This window comes from Vibrio sp. 10N.286.46.A8 (assembly GCF_041470165.1).
Classification (GTDB): Bacteria; Pseudomonadota; Gammaproteobacteria; order Enterobacterales; family Vibrionaceae; genus Vibrio; species Vibrio tasmaniensis_A.
Map to the genome: position 1 here is coordinate 1491 of NZ_JBFRLX010000050.1, position 15943 is coordinate 17433.

16 protein-coding genes and 1 pseudogene are annotated in these 15943 nt (G+C 43.8%); 7 read left to right on the plus strand and 10 right to left on the minus strand.

The window, feature by feature from the left end:
• Positions 1–139: 139 nt before the first annotated feature.
• From proX to proV, 3 genes are read right to left on the minus strand one after another with little or no spacing between them, the layout of a single operon-like run.
• A complete protein-coding gene (gene proX, locus AB4232_RS06310; RefSeq protein ID WP_009846457.1) occupies positions 140–1147 on the minus strand; it encodes a glycine betaine/L-proline ABC transporter substrate-binding protein ProX in 1008 nt (335 codons plus the stop codon).
• Positions 1140–2234 (minus strand): glycine betaine/L-proline ABC transporter permease ProW, encoded by a 1095-nt coding sequence (gene proW, locus AB4232_RS06315; RefSeq protein ID WP_017104248.1) that lies wholly within the window; start codon positions 2232–2234, stop codon positions 1140–1142. Before proW ends, proX begins: the two co-directional genes overlap by 8 nt.
• A gap of 3 nt (positions 2235–2237) precedes the next feature.
• A complete protein-coding gene (gene proV / locus AB4232_RS06320; RefSeq protein WP_009846455.1) occupies positions 2238–3425 on the minus strand; it encodes a glycine betaine/L-proline ABC transporter ATP-binding protein ProV in 1188 nt (395 codons plus the stop codon).
• Positions 3426–4105: 680 nt separating this feature from the next.
• Between proV and AB4232_RS06325 the strand changes: the two genes are divergently transcribed.
• Positions 4106–4843 carry an HAD-IIB family hydrolase gene (locus AB4232_RS06325; RefSeq protein ID WP_372086629.1) on the plus strand — a complete coding sequence of 246 codons (738 nt, stop codon included), beginning with the start codon at positions 4106–4108 and terminating at the stop codon, positions 4841–4843.
• 38 nt (positions 4844–4881) lie between these two features.
• Here AB4232_RS06325 and AB4232_RS06330 read toward each other — a convergent pair whose 3' ends face one another.
• The 3 genes from AB4232_RS06330 to AB4232_RS06340 all read right to left on the minus strand — a co-directional run bounded on the left by AB4232_RS06330 (position 4882) and on the right by AB4232_RS06340 (position 8802).
• Positions 4882–5094, minus strand: a complete 213-nt coding sequence (locus AB4232_RS06330) for a TIGR02450 family Trp-rich protein (protein WP_009846453.1) — start codon at positions 5092–5094, stop codon at positions 4882–4884.
• A gap of 145 nt (positions 5095–5239) precedes the next feature.
• Complete coding sequence (locus AB4232_RS06335) at positions 5240–7687, minus strand: molybdopterin guanine dinucleotide-containing S/N-oxide reductase (RefSeq protein ID WP_372086631.1); 2448 nt, start codon at positions 7685–7687, stop codon at positions 5240–5242.
• A gap of 20 nt (positions 7688–7707) precedes the next feature.
• Positions 7708–8802: a NapC/NirT family cytochrome c gene (locus AB4232_RS06340; RefSeq protein WP_102250602.1), complete on the minus strand. Its 1095-nt coding sequence runs from the start codon at positions 8800–8802 to the stop codon at positions 7708–7710.
• Positions 8803–9118: 316 nt separating this feature from the next.
• Between AB4232_RS06340 and AB4232_RS06345 the strand changes: the two genes are divergently transcribed.
• Entirely contained in the window at positions 9119–9394 is a 276-nt protein-coding gene (locus AB4232_RS06345; protein WP_372086633.1) for a nitrogenase-stabilizing/protective protein NifW, read from the plus strand.
• 152 nt (positions 9395–9546) lie between these two features.
• A complete protein-coding gene (locus AB4232_RS06350) occupies positions 9547–10671 on the plus strand; it encodes a M14-type cytosolic carboxypeptidase (protein WP_372086635.1) in 1125 nt (374 codons plus the stop codon).
• A 138-nt stretch (positions 10672–10809) separates the two neighbouring features.
• Here AB4232_RS06350 and AB4232_RS06355 read toward each other — a convergent pair whose 3' ends face one another.
• Both AB4232_RS06355 and AB4232_RS06360 read right to left on the minus strand, forming a co-directional pair.
• Positions 10810–11166 carry a PilZ domain-containing protein gene (locus AB4232_RS06355; RefSeq protein ID WP_372086637.1) on the minus strand — a complete coding sequence of 119 codons (357 nt, stop codon included), beginning with the start codon at positions 11164–11166 and terminating at the stop codon, positions 10810–10812.
• A gap of 250 nt (positions 11167–11416) precedes the next feature.
• Positions 11417–12032, minus strand: a pseudogene (locus tag AB4232_RS06360) (LysE family translocator).
• A 210-nt stretch (positions 12033–12242) separates the two neighbouring features.
• On the opposite strand from AB4232_RS06360, the gene AB4232_RS06365 reads away from it, so the two are divergent.
• The 3 genes from AB4232_RS06365 (at position 12243) to AB4232_RS06375 (ending at position 14417) form a co-directional block, all read left to right on the plus strand.
• The gene (locus AB4232_RS06365) at positions 12243–13481 is read left to right on the plus strand and encodes a DEAD/DEAH box helicase (protein ID WP_372086639.1); all 1239 of its coding nucleotides are present in this window, start codon (positions 12243–12245) and stop codon (positions 13479–13481) included.
• Positions 13482–13749: 268 nt separating this feature from the next.
• Positions 13750–13971 carry a hypothetical protein gene (locus AB4232_RS06370; RefSeq protein ID WP_372086641.1) on the plus strand — a complete coding sequence of 74 codons (222 nt, stop codon included), beginning with the start codon at positions 13750–13752 and terminating at the stop codon, positions 13969–13971.
• A 143-nt stretch (positions 13972–14114) separates the two neighbouring features.
• Entirely contained in the window at positions 14115–14417 is a 303-nt protein-coding gene (locus AB4232_RS06375; RefSeq protein WP_017065764.1) for a thiamine-binding protein, read from the plus strand.
• 74 nt (positions 14418–14491) lie between these two features.
• Here AB4232_RS06375 and AB4232_RS06380 read toward each other — a convergent pair whose 3' ends face one another.
• The gene (locus AB4232_RS06380; RefSeq protein WP_017099427.1) at positions 14492–14659 is read right to left on the minus strand and encodes a hypothetical protein; all 168 of its coding nucleotides are present in this window, start codon (positions 14657–14659) and stop codon (positions 14492–14494) included.
• Between the two features lie 109 nt (positions 14660–14768).
• Positions 14769–15029, minus strand: coding sequence for a DUF1289 domain-containing protein (locus AB4232_RS06385; RefSeq protein WP_009846445.1), 261 nt, complete (start codon positions 15027–15029; stop codon positions 14769–14771).
• Positions 15030–15220: 191 nt separating this feature from the next.
• Here AB4232_RS06385 and AB4232_RS06390 point away from each other — a divergent pair, with 191 nt between their 5' ends.
• Positions 15221–15667, plus strand: a complete 447-nt coding sequence (locus tag AB4232_RS06390; RefSeq protein ID WP_009846444.1) for an META domain-containing protein — start codon at positions 15221–15223, stop codon at positions 15665–15667.
• Positions 15668–15943 lie beyond the last annotated feature (276 nt).

Consider the following 15943-nt stretch of genomic DNA (forward strand, 5'->3'; position numbering starts at 1 on the left):
TAGTTATGTCGCTAGAAAATAGTTATGTCGCTAAAAAATAGTTATGTCGCTAGAAAAACAAAGGCCGGTAGTCTGAATCAGACTACCGGCCTTCTCTTTTTATTCCAGCCTGTCATCGACTGCTTACGAAAAACAACCGTTATAGTGCCGCTTTCTTCGCTTCTGTAATCCAAGCATCAAACGTATTTCGGTTCGCTTTGATCCAACCGTTTACGTGCGCTTCGATATCAGCCGAGCTGTTCTTACCTTTACTCATCATCATGTTCTGAGCACTTACATCATTGATGTTAAGTTTGATGATTTCAAAAAGCTTCGCCGCAGATGGGTTGTTCTTAGCAAACTCTTTGTTCGCAATAATACGCATCGAGTTCATTTCGAAGCCGTAGTTCTTACCGTTAGACAAAGTAGTATCAACATTCGCACGATCACCCGGAAGTGAAGAGAATGGAACTTCTAACCAAACTACGTCTTCGTTAGGAACCAATACACCACTCACCCAATAAGGTGTCCACGTGTAGTAAAGAACTGACTCGCCCTTTTGGTAACGTGAAATCGTATCTGCGATGATCGCTGCATAGTTACCTTGGTTGTGAGTAACGGTATCGTCCAATTTGAATGCAGAGATTTGGTGTTCGATGACCATCTCACAACCCCAACCAGGGTTACAGCCCGTCAGGTCTGCTTTGCCATCACCATCAGCATCAAACAGCTTAGCGATTTTTGGATCAGTCAATTGACCAATGTTAGTGATGTTGTACTTTTCAGCGGTTTTCTTATCAATAAGGTAACCTTGAGCGGCACCACTTACATATTGGCCTTCACGGTAGAATTTGTCATCGCCACCCGCCATTTTGTATTTGTCAGCGTGTAGTGGGAACCAACCTACTGTTAGGAACGTTGCGTCACCTTTTGCGATAGAAGTGTAAGCTACGTTGTAGTCCACTTCTTGCGTTGATTTCACATCGTAACCAAGCTCTTCTAAAGCACGGTTAACAATCAGTGTTTGGAACGTTTCTTCAGCAACTGAAGATTGAACGGGCTGAACTGATACACCTTCACCCGGTAAGCTTGCAGCCCACACGTTCGTTGATACAGCCAGTGTCGAAACGATGCTAACGGCTAGCTTACTCTTCCATGAATTATTCATTGGTGTTTTTCCTTAGTTGTAGTTCTGATTGTTTACCGCGATTTAAAGCTTTTAGCACAAGGGAAACAGGCCCCATGTGATACCAGCGTAATTTTGTATTACCTGCATTTACCCCAAGAACTTGGGTAATGCGGTCAAGTAGGATTGCAAGAATAACAATGCCTAGGCCACCAACAGCGGCCAATCCCATATCCAGTCGGCCAATACCTCTCAGTACCATTTGACCTAATCCACCTACCGCGATCATTGATGCGATAACCACCATCGATAGCGACAGCATCAGTGTTTGGTTCACGCCCGCCATGATGGTTGGCAGTGCAAGTGGTAGTTGAATTCGGTAAAGCATCTGCTTTTTGCTGGCGCCGAATGAGTGACCCGCTTCGATCAGATCTTCCGGTACTTGCTGAATACCCAAGATAGTCAAACGTACAACAGGAGGAAGTGCGAATATGATGGTCACCACCACACCCGGAACGTTACCGATACCAAACAACATTACGATGGGTACAAGATAAACGAAGGCTGGCGTCGTTTGCATGGCGTCGAGAATTGGGCGTACGAATTTAGCCGCGGTATTGCTGCGGGCGAGCCATATCCCCATGGGTAAACCGATCAGCAGACAGAAGAATACCGATGTCATGACCAGTGAAAGCGTGGTCATCGCTTCAGACCAAGCGCCAATCAAACCAATAAAAGTCAAAGAAACGGCTGTAGCCAAACCAAGCTTCAGGTTCGAAAACTGCCATGCAACTAAAAACAAAATGATCAACATGAATGGTGCAGGTGTCGACACCAACGCCGTTTCAAATGAACTTAGAATGAAATCGATAGGCACACGGATTGCTTGAAACAATGGACGTCCGTGCTCAACTAACCAATTCAGTCCAGACTCTACCCAAGTGTCGACGGGCAAAACTGCTTCTGCAAAAGGGTTAAGTGGATCAAAAGGTGTCGTTTCGACTGTTTCGCTGCTTAACCAATCTGCTGATGGTGAGGTATCAGCTGCTTGACCCCAAGGATCACTTGATGGCTGAGCTGCTGGAGCTGATTGAGACCATGGGTCATTATTTGTTTGTTCAGACGACATGATCTACCCCTTATCCAATGTTTGTAACAGTCGTGACTTAGTTACCACGCCAAAGTAATTACCTTGCTCATCCACAACAGGAACGGAGTAAGGCACACCGCCAACAAGGCCAAGCACATCGTTGATTGGTAAATCAGGGTTCAGCGTTAGGCCATCATCGAGCTGCGCACTGACGAGTGATTTGTTCTCTTTGTGTGCTTTACGAAGGGAATCAACAGAGACAATGCCGGAGTAACGACTGCTTTTCTCAACAACAATGCCGTATTCACGGTCGTTATCCATCAAGATTTGTAGAGCGGACGCTGGGCCGTCATGTTCTGATTTTTTAAATACCGCCGCTGGCTTCTTACGTGCAATGTCTTTCACCGTAAGAACACTTGCTACATTCACACCGCGGAAGAAAGCTTCGACATAATCGTTCGCTGGGTTGTTAAGAATTTCGTCTGGGGTACCCACTTGAACCACCTCACCGTTTTGCATAATGGCAATACGGTCACCGATTCGCATCGCTTCATCCAAATCATGGGAGATGAAAACAATGGTTCGTTTATCGTCATTTTGAAGGCGAATAAGCTCATCTTGCATTTCAGTACGAATCAAAGGATCGAGCGCCGAGAATGCTTCATCCATCAACAAGATATCAGGGTCACATGCTAGAGCACGAGCCAAACCAACACGCTGCTTCATACCGCCAGACAATTCATCAGGGTAAGATTCTGAATACGGCCCGAGACCGACTCGTTCCAACGCTTCAAATGCTGACTGTTTTCTCTTATCGACTTCAACACCCGCTAGTTCAAGACCAAAGGCGGCGTTTTCAATCACTGTCATGTGAGGCATCAATGCGAAGTTTTGGAAAACCATGGAGATGTTGTTGCGACGGACTTCGCGGAGCTCATCTTCTGAGGTGTGGGCAATGTCTTTGCCTCGAAGAAGCACATTACCTTTGGTAGGTTCAATCAAGCGGTTAAGAAGGCGTACTAGGGTTGATTTGCCAGATCCTGACAGTCCCATTATGACGAAAATCTCGCCTTCTTGAATGCTAAGAGAAACATCGTTAACGCCGATCGTTAACCCTGTTTCTTCGAAAACTTTATCTTTGTTCGCGCCTTCATTAATCATTGTAAAAGCACGGTCGGTGTCTTCACCAAACACCTTGTACAGTCCCTTAACTTCCAGTATGGGATCCATGTAATTTAATCCTTTCTTAGTTATCTAAACTAATAGTTATTTAAACTCAAAACCGATTATTTAAACTTAAAAACGGTTATTTAAACCCGAAAAACGATTAGCACTCTAAGCAATTAACCCATGCAAATCAAGGGGCGTCGTTCTGTAAAGTTGATGAAAAACCGTTAAAACCCCAGCCCAAACAAAGGTCAAATATCAAGCCCACACAAAGCAAAATATTGATAATAAAGAAATTTAAATCACACTCAACACCTGCGGCATTATGTATTACTTACAGATAGATTATTGAATATTTATTTCACATCAGAACAATTAATAGGCTAAATAGACCAAGAATATGCACAAATAGTTCGTGTACAAATAATTCGAATACAAACCAATTAAGAGGATTTAAACGCCACTAAGACCGGTAAATTAACACCATTACGAGGCGCGCACTCCCAATGACTTTTACACACATATGAAGGGCAATCTGGATAGAGTCCGCCCAATTAGGCACAGATCGGATTGATACCTTCATCTCCGATATAGAAGACATAACACCAACTGTGATACTTGCTGCAAACTGTCAAAAGTCGATTACCCAGGCCGAAAGACAACTTGTAGAGTACACATTGCTGTTCCATTCTTTATCTAAAGGTTGGGCACTCTTTCGGACGGATAAAAGGACAGGTATTAGAATGATAAAAATGCTGGTGTGTGACTTTGATGGAACGCTTGATGGCGGCTCGTCTCATGGGGTTGATCAGTTGTTTAACTACTTAACAAAGCAACCGGATATCCGCTTTATCATCGCGACAGGTAGAACACTGCCCTCAATTCGTGTGGGTTTAGCTTCTGACAACTACCCGAAACCACACGCGATTATCAGCGACGTGGGCACGAGAATTCATCACGAGCACTCCCAAACGCCGGATCACACCTGGCACAATCAATTAGAAGCGTCTTGGAACAAGTCAAAGGTTGAGTCTGCACTTGCATCGCTCGATTTCATGGGAGAGCGCTTAGAGAGCCATCAAGGGGAATACAAGATCACTTTCGAAGGAAAACTCTCAGAGCCTCAACATGAGCTGATCGCATCTCGTCTGGAATCACACGGTTTAGATGTACACCTTACTTATTCCCACGATTGGTACTTAGATATCACGCCTAAGGGTGTCAACAAGGCCACAGCGATTCATCATCTACTTAAACAACATCAGTTAAGCATTGAAGAGGTATGCGTGGCTGGCGACTCAGCGAACGACACCTCGATGCTAACCATAGATGGCGTAAACTCGATACTGGTCGCGAATCATTACCCTGAGATCGCTCACCTGTCCGATCGAGATAACGTATACACCAGCAGAGCAACACATGCAGAGGGTGTGTTAGAAGGCCTTAAATACTGGCAAGGGCTTGCTGCGTCGGGTAATTAATACAAGTGTATCAAGCAGATCGCCTCGACTTGATACACTTATTTCCAACCAGGAAGCCAATGATCCTTATCGGTTAGATCGCGCCAGTTAATGTCTTCTTCTCGTTTCGTCATCACCGCTTCTATTAAGCAACGAATGACCTCCCCTTCTTCGAATTCGACCTCAGTGATCATAAAGTGCTTTTCTTTCTTTACTGGGCTAACGGCCGTCCATTTACTGCGAAGTAGTTTCTTTGGATTGATTCGATTCATTGATCTTATCTCTCGCTGTGATGTCGTTGATTAATATGAGTTGTCTACTCGACACTGGGTAATAGTCTCTATGACGCAAAAAAGATCATAAAAAAAGCCAGCGATTAAAGCTGGCTCTATTCTGGTGATTGTTTCTCGTTAGAGATTAACCATTTTTAGGTGGATCAAATGCCGTCAATTCTAATGCTGGGCCTGTGTATTTTTCAATTTTCACAAGCGCAGAATTCGCAGCACAACCATTTGCCAAACGAGAAGTTGGAATATCCAACGTGAGCACGTTACAGCCACCATTTTTACATAAACCTGTCTCTTTATCTAAATCTGGCCAACCGCCTTCATGGATACATACAGCACCCTGTTTGATACCATCAGTCACTAATGCACCAACCAGTACTTGTCCACGATCGTTATATGCACGAACCAAATCTCCGGTTTTGATGCCACGTACTTTCGCGTCTTCTACGTTAATGGAGATAGGTTCACGGTTACCAATAGCGTACTCTTCACGCAATTTTGCATAGTTAAATTGACTGTGTAAACGGTGGGCCGCATGCGCTGTCATCAACTGAAGTTCATCACTCTTCGCTTTACCAAAGAACTCTGTAGGCTCAATCCACGTTGGATGCGCTGGACAATCCGCAAGATTGTAGCCTTCGATTGTTTTAGAGAAGATCTCGATCTTACCACTTGGTGTACCTAGCGGATTCATCACAGGGTCTTTACGGAAATCAGCATGGCGAACGAACTGTGCAGCTTTCTTGTTGTATTTCATTTCAATAAGCTGGTTATCATCCCAGAACTTACCAAACTTAGGCATACGTACACGTGCAGATTTACCCGCTTTTTGCGCTGCATCGTAGAAGCCTTTCAACCAAGCCATTTCGTCTTTACCTTCAGTAAAGACATCGCGACCACCGGCTTTGATCATCTCAGACATATCTGCAAATACATCAAAGTCGTTACGCGCTTCACCTTGAGGTTCAACTACCTTCTTCATTGGTACTAAATGTTGGTTACTGTAGTCACCTGTCATCGTCATATCATTACGTTCAAATGACGTAGTGATTGGCAATACAATATCCGCATGCTTAGCCGCTGCAGTCCAGTAGATCTCAGAGATAACCACAAGTTCAGGTTTTTGCCACGCTTTGATCAAACGGTTGGTATCTTGGTGATGAGTAAAGTTACCACCGCCCGCCCACCAAATCATTTTCAGGTCAGGGAACGTCAGTTCATGACCATTGTGCATATATGATTTGCCTGGGTTTTCCAGTGCTTCTGTAATACGAGCAACAGGGAAGCTGTTCACCGCACCTGAAACTGCCCAGTCGTTACCTGCTGAAGAACCACCACCGATCGAAGCTGAAATCGCAGGTAATACACCAGCATCGCGTGTTGGGTTACCACCATTAGAATAGTGGTAAGACAGACCAAAACCACCGCCAGGAAGACCAATCTGACCAAGCATTGCAGCTAACGTCGCAATCATCCAGTGGCGTTGCTCACCGTATTGTTGACGCTGAATGCCCCAACCCGCCATAAGCATAGTGCGGTTCTGGCTAAAGATGTCTGCTAGAAGCTCAAGTTGTTTCGCAGGAACGCCTGTGATCTCTTCAGCCCATGCTGGCGTCTTTTCAACACCGTCTTCTTTACCCATTAGGTACGCTTCAAACTTATCGTAACCACTGGTGTACTTATTCAGGAACTCTACGTCATGTTTACCCTTCTTAACTAAAGAGTGCGCGATACCCATCATCATTGCGACATCGGTCATTGGGCGCGGCGCAATCCACTGAACTGTGTCACCAAAGAAATCAACGGTTTCGGAACGCATAGGGTCAATCGCGATGATTGTCTTGCCGGACTTCTTAAGTTGATGGAAGAACTCTAGGCCTGAACAGTCGGTTGAACTCCATGCAATCTTAAGCGTGTTCATTGGGTTCATACCCCACAACACAACAACGTCTGAGCTCTCTAGTACCACAGGGTGAGTGGTTTGCTGTTCATAAACTTCGATCGATCCCATTACGTGCGGCATGATCACTTGTGCCGCGCCCGTTGAGTAATCACCTAAGTGACCAGAGTAACCACCAGCCAAGCTCATGTAACGTTGCAGCAACGTTTGTGCTTTATGCAGTACGCCACTTGAACGCCAACCGTAAGAGCCCGCAAATACAGATTCAGGTCCGTTCTCTTTACGAATACGCGTTTGCTGTTCGTGGATCAGCTTATAAGCTTCATCCCAAGACACTCGAACGTAGTCGTCATCACCACGAAAGCCTGTTGGCGCCGATGGATTGTCTAGGAAACCTTTACGTACCATTGGGTATTTGATACGCGCTTTGGTATGAACCTGATCAGGGCCTGTCGTTTGCAAGCTGTTTGGCACTGTTTGTGCCAGAGCATTAGTCGTTGAAACCAACTTGCCATCTTTTACTTCACACAACATCGGTCCCATGCGGCCTGCAGTTAATACACCTTTACCACGCTTATTCGCAGCTGATGCTGTCATTGGCGTCAATGATGTAAATGCCAGCGCACCAGCAGCCATGCCCGATCCTTTGAGGAATCCGCGACGAGTAATATCTGTCATAATTATTTCCCTTTTGTTTCTTAGTGGCCAGCCACATCTTTTGCGTGGTTCTGGAAGTATTTAGTAAGAAGTTCTAAATCTTGGTCTGAAATGTCAGTTCTTTCGCCCATGCCTTTTGCAACAGGGCCCCAAGCATTAACGGTGAAGTGGTTCGCGCCAATTTTTGCGTGGCATGTCGAGCAGTAAACGTTGTCGAGTTCTTCAGCGTACTCCCAGATTGGCTCGAGTGAATCCAGTACAGGCGCATCAACGTTCGCGGTTAACACCGCCGTTCGCCATTCATTGCCGTACGCATCCGTTTTAAAATCACCAACGTCAAGGTTCTGTTGCCCTTGGTCTGTCAGCATCGCAACGATTGAGCGCTGACCTTCGCCGTAGTAAAGCACCTGTTCTGCACCCTTCATTTGGTAAGCATGCAACTCGATTGTGCGCTCAGTACCTTCAACACTTTTCACATCTAGGCGTGCCGTTGGATTAATAGTGCCAAGGTCACCAATACTGATGGTTTCTGCTGAGTAAACGACTTTCGCATTCGGGTCTGTTTTTTCGGTGAATGCCATCAAATTATCAAAGGCTTCGCTGTCCATTTCTGGCTCAGGAGCAAAGTGAGCAACACCTTTGTGGCAGTCGATACAAGTCTGATTATTCTCTTGTCCGTACTCATGCATTTTTGCTGCATCTTCAGATTGCTCGTAGCTGTCCATCGCATCGAAAGTATGACAAGAACGACACGTGGCTGAATCGCTTTCACGCAGTTGTGCCCACACTGTTTCTGCCATTGCCATACGATGTTCTTCGTATTTATCTTCTGTATCAATTTTGCCGGTTACAAACTCATGATAAATATCTTTAGACGCACGAATTTTTGTGATTACGTAGTCAATTGGATCAGAAGGAATATGACAGTCAGAACACTCAGCTCGAATGCCTTTTGCATTGCTGAAGTGGATTGAACCTTCATATTCTTCATACGGAATTTGCATAGTGTGGCAAGAAGTACAGAACTCAGTACTCGATGTGTAGTGCATAACGGCTGCAGTACCGCCCAGCGTTAGCCAACCAATACCTATACCAACAGCGGCAATAAGAGCGATATATCGTTTTTTAATAGACATATTTAGAAATCATCTTCAACAATTAGTAACAATTGCGATCAGAATAATACTTTAGGGGTAGTCACTATTGATTCACGTCATAAATTGTCTTTATTGACAATAAAGAAAGTGAGCAATGAGACTTCAATACAACTCACTTATAACCGTGAATATCAAACCAATTGGTTTGATATTCACAAAACAAATAAAGCCAATCTCATTTATAAAATTCAACTAAAAATAACTACACGCCTTCCTATTTAAATCGCACTAAAATCAAGATAAGGAGTAACGAACCCGCCTATAATATTTGCAAAATTACGGCATTGAATTAGGCATGAACCAAACAGAGTTCCAACAAAAAATAGCGAGTTTTACTTCGATTGAACAAGCCCTTGATTACTTTGAAATTGGGTTTGATAGCAAGTTCATCAACCAAAATAGAGTCGAGCTTGTGAAGCGCTTTAACGGTTATCTGATTCTGTCAAAACCCGCTGATTGGTTTTCTGGAAGGAGAGCGCTGAAAAACGCGTACTGTAAGGTGCAACGCAGTAAACTCGATCGCTATACACGTTCTGCCTGTCGTGGTTGCACGACTTGCCAACGTCGATAGCTCAAAGTTAACCGTTAAATAGCTGTCGATTTAAAAGTAGGCAGCTAAAAAACAGATAGCTGAAATAACATCTCATTACGATTTAGTTAGTGGTTTGCTCGAAAAAAAGTGTGCTAATCTTACGGCAACTCAACTACGAGATAAAAACTACAATGAAAATTTTCAGCAACTTCGAAAGCGGCAACATTCACGTCGTTTCAGCAGATTCACCACAAAACATTCAACTAACTATTCCAGCGGATAATCAAACTGAAATCGCACAATGGTTTCATTTCCGCTTAGAAAGTGAAGCTCAACAAGCTCACCACTTTGAAATCGGCCAATTGGCAACATCTGCCTACCCTGAAGGCTGGAAAGATTATGATGTGGTTGCATCGTATGACCGTGAAGAGTGGTTCCGCATTCCATCTCAATTCGATGGCGACACTTTAAGCTTTGATATCATTCCTGAACACGATTCAATGTACTTCGCGTACTTCGCACCGTATTCATACGATCGTCATCAAGATCTCTTGCACAGTGCTCAAACGCACCCTGCTTGTAAGCTAGAAACTCTGGGCCATACGTTAGATAACAACGACATCACTTTGCTAACCATCGGTGAGCCAAGTGCAGAGAAGAAAAACATCTGGGTTATTGGTCGCCAACATCCGGGCGAGACCATGGCTGAATGGCTGATCGAAGGTCTGCTACAACGCTTGCTTGATGAAACAGACACAGTTGGTCGTTCACTTCTAGACAGCGTTGTATTCCGCGTTGTACCTAACATGAACCCAGACGGCAGCATCCGTGGTCACCTACGCACTAACGGTATTGGCGTTAACCTAAACCGTGAATGGCAGTCACCTTCTATGGAACTCAGCCCTGAGGTTTTCCTTGTTCGCGAGCGCATGCTAGAAACTGGCGTTGACCTTTGTCTAGACATTCACGGCGACGAAGCAATCCCATATAACTTTGTTGCAGGTAGCGAAGGCACACCTTCATACAACGAGCGCATTGCAAAACTAGAGAATCACTTCAAGCAAGCTCTTCTGACTATCACGCCAGAGTTCCAAGATGAATTTGGCTACGATAAAGACGAACCGGGCAAAGCAAATATGACCGTCGGCACAAACTGGATCGGCGAACAGTTCAAGTGTTTGGCATACACTGTCGAGATGCCATTTAAAGATCACATCAGCCACGCTGACGAACTGTACGGTTGGTCTCCAGAGCGCAGTGTTGCATTTGGTCACGACATGCTAGCAGCGGTTTGGGCAACAGTAGACGAGCTATAAGACGAAACAAACTCGTTAGTTTGTCTTTAGAAGTAGTTTGTTCATATAGATGACAAAGCCCAGCACTTGTCAAAGTGCTGGGCTTTTTATATCAGATAACGATGAGTTACTTGGGTTTTAGGCGTTTAGAAGCTTTGCTTATGCCACTCTAAGGTTCGCGAAGAAAACCGGGTACCTTTGCCTAATGTATCGTTGTTCGGCCACCATATCTTTGAAACTCGGGCCTTGTGATAACAGAACGATCACTTCATCGCCTTCTTGCCTCAATACAGAACCACGAATATCAATGCTGTTATTACCATGCAACCATAAAGTGCCTGCCATGGAGTAGCCTCGATAGACCGGGATGATGTTACTCATAATCAAGCGCACGCCTTTTTCAGAGACTTCACTGACATGAAAAAGTTCATCTTTGATTCGTATCACCGGGCGCGCCTTTTTGGGATATTTCAGGCGGTAATACTCACGTTTCTGGGTGAATGACTCTTCACTCATCGATGACTTCCTATCTTTGTTTCATGTTTCTGTTTCTTGGTAAAAATGAACAAGCTAACTATCCGTTGTTTTCTGTTTCAAATCTAAACTCGAAACATACACATTCATCCAATTGATGACTGTCCATTATATCGACTTTACATAGCAATGCTTTAGCCATTTATGAAGAGACTCTAAAATTCTTGAGGATTCAGTAAAAAATGAGAACTGAATAGAATATGGTATATGCCCCATTCTTAGCAACACTACCTCAGAGCTGAAACAATGCTAGTTGAATACTAAAGCCCACAAATAGAACACCACAAACAATGTTCATCATTTGTGAGGTTCGCTTTTGAACCAGCAAGCGCTTGAACGTATCCGCCATCAAAATCACAATCAAGAACCACATCGACACCACTGACGCCTGAATCCCACCAAGCATCAGACTGTCTGTCACAATCGCATCTTTTGAAACAAATTGAGGGAATATAGAAAGATAAAACAGGACGATTTTAGGATTCAGTAGATTAGTGAGGAGCCCTTTGAAAAATTGATTGTATAGCTTACTTCCCGATGCACTTACCGCATAAAGTACACCCTCTTGAGCACGCAGGGCCGCGCGAAAATGGTTATACCCAAGCCAAAACCCCAGCCCACTTAAGCCCTTCAAAGGCCATTGGGGTGTTCGACAATAACAAACTTATGCCGTTGGCCGAGATAAAGGCGTGAAAAAAGAAACCACATGACACGCCCAACACGTTCACAAATGCGAACAGCTTCCTTTGAGTTGAGGCTGTGCTTAATACCAGCAAAGCATTAGGGCCTGGAATAATGGCAATAAAAAACACGATAACAATAAACAGCGATATACTGTCCCAACTCATTTCGAACTCATTTCATGAACATTTTTAGGGCGGACATTGTACGTCCATTCAATGCCATTACAATATGATGAACGTTTAATTATCGCGTATGGCTAACATACATAATTCACGCATATAATGAGAGCGTTTATCGTGTAACGTTACAAAACTGATTTTCTAACATTTGCAGCCCTGTTAGACTCCACCTCCCTTTTGATACTTGGTTCATTTATGTCATTTGATAGCCTAGCCCTTAACCCAAAAACCGTCTCCGCGATCCCATCTCAATTCAATAAGCCGACAGAGATACAGCAAGCGGTAATTCCTACAATTATTGCGGGGAAAGACGTGCTGGCGTTGGCTCAAACGGGTAGCGGAAAAACGTTGGCATTTGGCTTACCTTTGCTGAACAGCATCAAGCATGATGTAAATGAACTACAAGCGATAATCATTGTTCCAACCCGTGAACTTGCCTCTCAAGTAGCCAAAGCACTAGAACCCATCGCAACCACACTTGATATCAAAACGGTGACACTGACTGGTGGAATTGATATCGAGATCCAGCAACAGCAATTGTTAGAAAAGCCACAACTCGTGATCGCAACTCCTGGCCGCCTACATGCCGTTATTCAAGAGAACAAGCTCGAGCTAACCCAATGCAGGTCTTTAGTTCTTGATGAGGCAGACCGTTTACTCGACATGGGATTTTGGCCAGATGTTCAAACCATTATTTCTGCTCTTCCTAAAAAGCATCAAACACTGCTGTTTTCGGCTACGCTGCCAAAAGAGCTGATCAGTCAGATTGAGGCGCTTCTTGTTAATCCAGTAAAGGTTACGACGCATCAAGAAAACAGCGTGGTCGCGGCTATTGAAGAAACTCTGTACTTAGTGAACAAAGGCAGTAAAGCTCAAGCGCTGATCGCCCTAGTCAATCAGCACGCATGGTCGCAAGTATTGGTATTTATTGGCGCAAAAGACAATGCAGATGCATTAACCAAGCGATTGAATAAAGCCAAAATCAGTGTAAATGCGCTACACGGAAATAAGAGCCAAGAAGAGCGAGAGCAAGCATTGGAGAGTTTCAAAAATGGCACGACTCGTGTGCTTATCGCCACCGACGTTATGGCTAGAGGCATCCATATTGATCAACTACCTGTCGTAATTAACTTTGATTTGCCATCGCATTCGGCGACTTACGTACACCGAGTTGGTCGCACAGCAAGAGCAGGAAGCACGGGGCGCGCAATCTCTCTGGTTAGCCACAGCGAAACTGACTACCTGAATGCAATTCGTACTCTGACCAATAAACCTCTTATGCTACAAGCGTTGGAAGGTTTCCCTGTTACAGACAAACCTGCATCTGAAGCGACAGCTCGCAAACGTCCGCCTAAAGACAAAATGGCTAACCGAAGAACCGCAAAAAAGAAGAGTGTTAAGCAATTTAAGAGCAAACCAAGTTCTTCGAAATAACCTGTTATTCAAAATAACCACAGAAAATCGAATAGCCCAGTTTGCACTGGGCTTTTTTATGGTTCATCTCATACTAACAGGACAAAAATACAAACTTACGCCCTCAAACCTCCATAAAGATGCCAACCTAAATGACACTTTTATGAATTATGATGCCAAGGTATTGATTCTTGGTTGCTCAAAAAAAATACTCTAAAATCACGTTGACGCCCCTATATCTGACAACTAGATTTTTCTATTAGTGTCTAAAAACCGGGAGGTCATTGAAATGAAACGTGCAAGCTCTACATATCGATTACAACTGATTAAGGAAGTGGCTACTCGCCGAGATCGTCAGCATTCTAATGACCCGATGGCAAACTACATACAAAACCTAATAGACAACAAAGATGACTGTGATACCTCGGTGGAACGTAACCAGAGATTCAGTGGCAGTCATTTTGATGAGCATATTGGTGGTTGGGTTAGCGACCATTGGGGTAGCAAGTAAGCCTATATCTCTAGTCACTGATATAGTCGATAGAACAGCATCGTTAGCTGTAGAATTAATATCCGTATTAACCTATCATCTGCAACAATTCCCTATCCAAGAGTAAGCAGAAAGTGCCTGAGTTAAAAAGAGAAAAAGAAGTGATGGTTGCCTTCCAAGTGATCCCTCGCGTTAAAGAAGGCAACAACTTCGAAGTGGTTGATAAAGCAATTGAAGTTGTGAAAGCTGCCGATGTGCCTTTCCAAGTCGGAGCTATGGAAACCACGATGAAAGGTGAACTCAACCAACTCCTCGATATCGTTAAAAAAGCAGAACAAGCTTGCTACGATGCAGGGGCTGTAGAAGTGATCACAAACATTAAAATTCACAGTAAAACCACCGAAGCCGATGATACATTTTGCACGTACCATCGTGGTGTAACGAAAGCGAATCACATGTTTGTTTAGCAATATGTTTATTTCAGAAAGCTGTTTATTTAAGAAAACAGGGCTTTAAGAAAGACTCTGAAGAACCAGTGATGTTATTGAAAAGGCATGTCTGAAAGGTGAGAAAGGATTTCCATTCGTTCTTCTTCTGACATCGAATGCCAATCACGCGGAGCCTCTTCAGGGTCATCTTTCGCCCCGATCGGTTTACGATCCAGTGCTTTAACTGGCTCTTTTTTGAATTTTCCGTTCTTTTTATTCATACCGACACCACTCCTTCAGGTACAAAGGTACCTACCTTAATATTACACCCCAACCATTATGTAAAGTAATAGTTACCTCGAGGTTAAATGAAATCTCAATACTTCCTCTTTAGCCGAAAAGATCTCTTTGGGGACTTGTACTTCCCTCTTCGTCGACCGAGTTACCAACCAAGTTTTTTTGCTTCATTATTTTTCTTCTATAGCGCTGACGACACAGCTTTATGACGTGTAACTGTTCTGACGGCGTCATCGACATCCAATTAAAGCGCTCCTCCCTTTTACGCATACAGCCATTGCAATAGCCTTTGTCATCGCTTGAGCAAACCCCCACGCAAGGGCTTGGAACTTGGAAAAACTCTAACTGCTCCACCGCGCCTCCTTACATAATCAAAATTACGCTTACTATCTCAAAAATAAGCGATTAATTTGTCGCCTAGCTCATGAAATCCATACTAAACTATGACCTTATACTGACACATATAGTGTTTTGTAAACTATACTTTGAACCCATCAAGTTACACTTATTCGGTAACTTCGTTCTTTCCTTTGGAGCCTTATAATATGAAGTTTAGTTCAAAAAAATTACTAGCAGTAGCCGCTTTACCTATGATGCTAGCAGCATGCACAACAACAGGTGATAACGCGATGCAAGTAACACCAACCGATCTACAGCACCATAATTGGGAACTTGCGCAAATTGATGGCAAGAACATTGAGAAAAGCGAACACCAAGCGACACCTCGTCTAGAGATCGGCGAAAAGATGACGGCAAACGGCATGGCTGGTTGTAACAACTTCTTCGGTCAAGGCGAACTAAAAGACGGTCAATTCCGCATTAAGCAAATGGGCATGACCATGAAAATGTGTCACGGCTCAGCAATGGAAATCGAACAATCGGTTTCCGCGACTCTAAGCGAGTGGAGCGACGTAACACTAACAAACGATACGCTAGTATTGAAAAACGATGTACACACGCTAACGTACACAATTCGTGACTGGGTAAACTAATCAGTCAGAGAAACCAAATAATTGATTAAAGGAGCCCTAGTGGCTCCTTTTTTATTGCTTTTTTACACTCATGATTCCTTCAAAACTGACACTCATCGCTTACTTTTCGTACCAACCTCCAATAAACCTAAAAAATCTATCATTTGAGTGCAATAAATTCATCAGTTCAACGGTCTGTTGCTAGGATGGTAAGAGCCCTTAAGTAATTGATTGAATTTACTGTTGAATTAGAAATTATTTCAGAAACAGATAGAATAATAGGGCGTGTTGATCTTT

What these genes read in the sequence shown, in the direction of transcription:
- AB4232_RS06365 (WP_372086639.1), top strand. Translation starts at nt 12,243, where the DNA reads ATGTCATTTGATAGCCTAGCCCTTAACCCAAAAACCGTCTCCGCGATC.
- proW (WP_017104248.1), bottom strand. Translation starts at nt 2,234, where the DNA reads ATGTCGTCTGAACAAACAAATAATGACCCATGGTCTCAATCAGCTCCA.
- AB4232_RS06355 (WP_372086637.1), bottom strand. Translation starts at nt 11,166, where the DNA reads ATGAGTGAAGAGTCATTCACCCAGAAACGTGAGTATTACCGCCTGAAA.
- AB4232_RS06335 (WP_372086631.1), bottom strand. Translation starts at nt 7,687, where the DNA reads ATGACAGATATTACTCGTCGCGGATTCCTCAAAGGATCGGGCATGGCT.
- AB4232_RS06390 (WP_009846444.1), top strand. Translation starts at nt 15,221, where the DNA reads ATGAAGTTTAGTTCAAAAAAATTACTAGCAGTAGCCGCTTTACCTATG.
- AB4232_RS06340 (WP_102250602.1), bottom strand. Translation starts at nt 8,802, where the DNA reads ATGTCTATTAAAAAACGATATATCGCTCTTATTGCCGCTGTTGGTATA.
- proX (WP_009846457.1), bottom strand. Translation starts at nt 1,147, where the DNA reads ATGAATAATTCATGGAAGAGTAAGCTAGCCGTTAGCATCGTTTCGACA.
- AB4232_RS06325 (WP_372086629.1), top strand. Translation starts at nt 4,106, where the DNA reads ATGATAAAAATGCTGGTGTGTGACTTTGATGGAACGCTTGATGGCGGC.
- AB4232_RS06370 (WP_372086641.1), top strand. Translation starts at nt 13,750, where the DNA reads ATGAAACGTGCAAGCTCTACATATCGATTACAACTGATTAAGGAAGTG.
- AB4232_RS06345 (WP_372086633.1), top strand. Translation starts at nt 9,119, where the DNA reads ATGAACCAAACAGAGTTCCAACAAAAAATAGCGAGTTTTACTTCGATT.
- AB4232_RS06350 (WP_372086635.1), top strand. Translation starts at nt 9,547, where the DNA reads ATGAAAATTTTCAGCAACTTCGAAAGCGGCAACATTCACGTCGTTTCA.
- AB4232_RS06380 (WP_017099427.1), bottom strand. Translation starts at nt 14,659, where the DNA reads ATGAATAAAAAGAACGGAAAATTCAAAAAAGAGCCAGTTAAAGCACTG.
- proV (WP_009846455.1), bottom strand. Translation starts at nt 3,425, where the DNA reads ATGGATCCCATACTGGAAGTTAAGGGACTGTACAAGGTGTTTGGTGAA.
- AB4232_RS06330 (WP_009846453.1), bottom strand. Translation starts at nt 5,094, where the DNA reads ATGAATCGAATCAATCCAAAGAAACTACTTCGCAGTAAATGGACGGCC.
- AB4232_RS06375 (WP_017065764.1), top strand. Translation starts at nt 14,115, where the DNA reads ATGGTTGCCTTCCAAGTGATCCCTCGCGTTAAAGAAGGCAACAACTTC.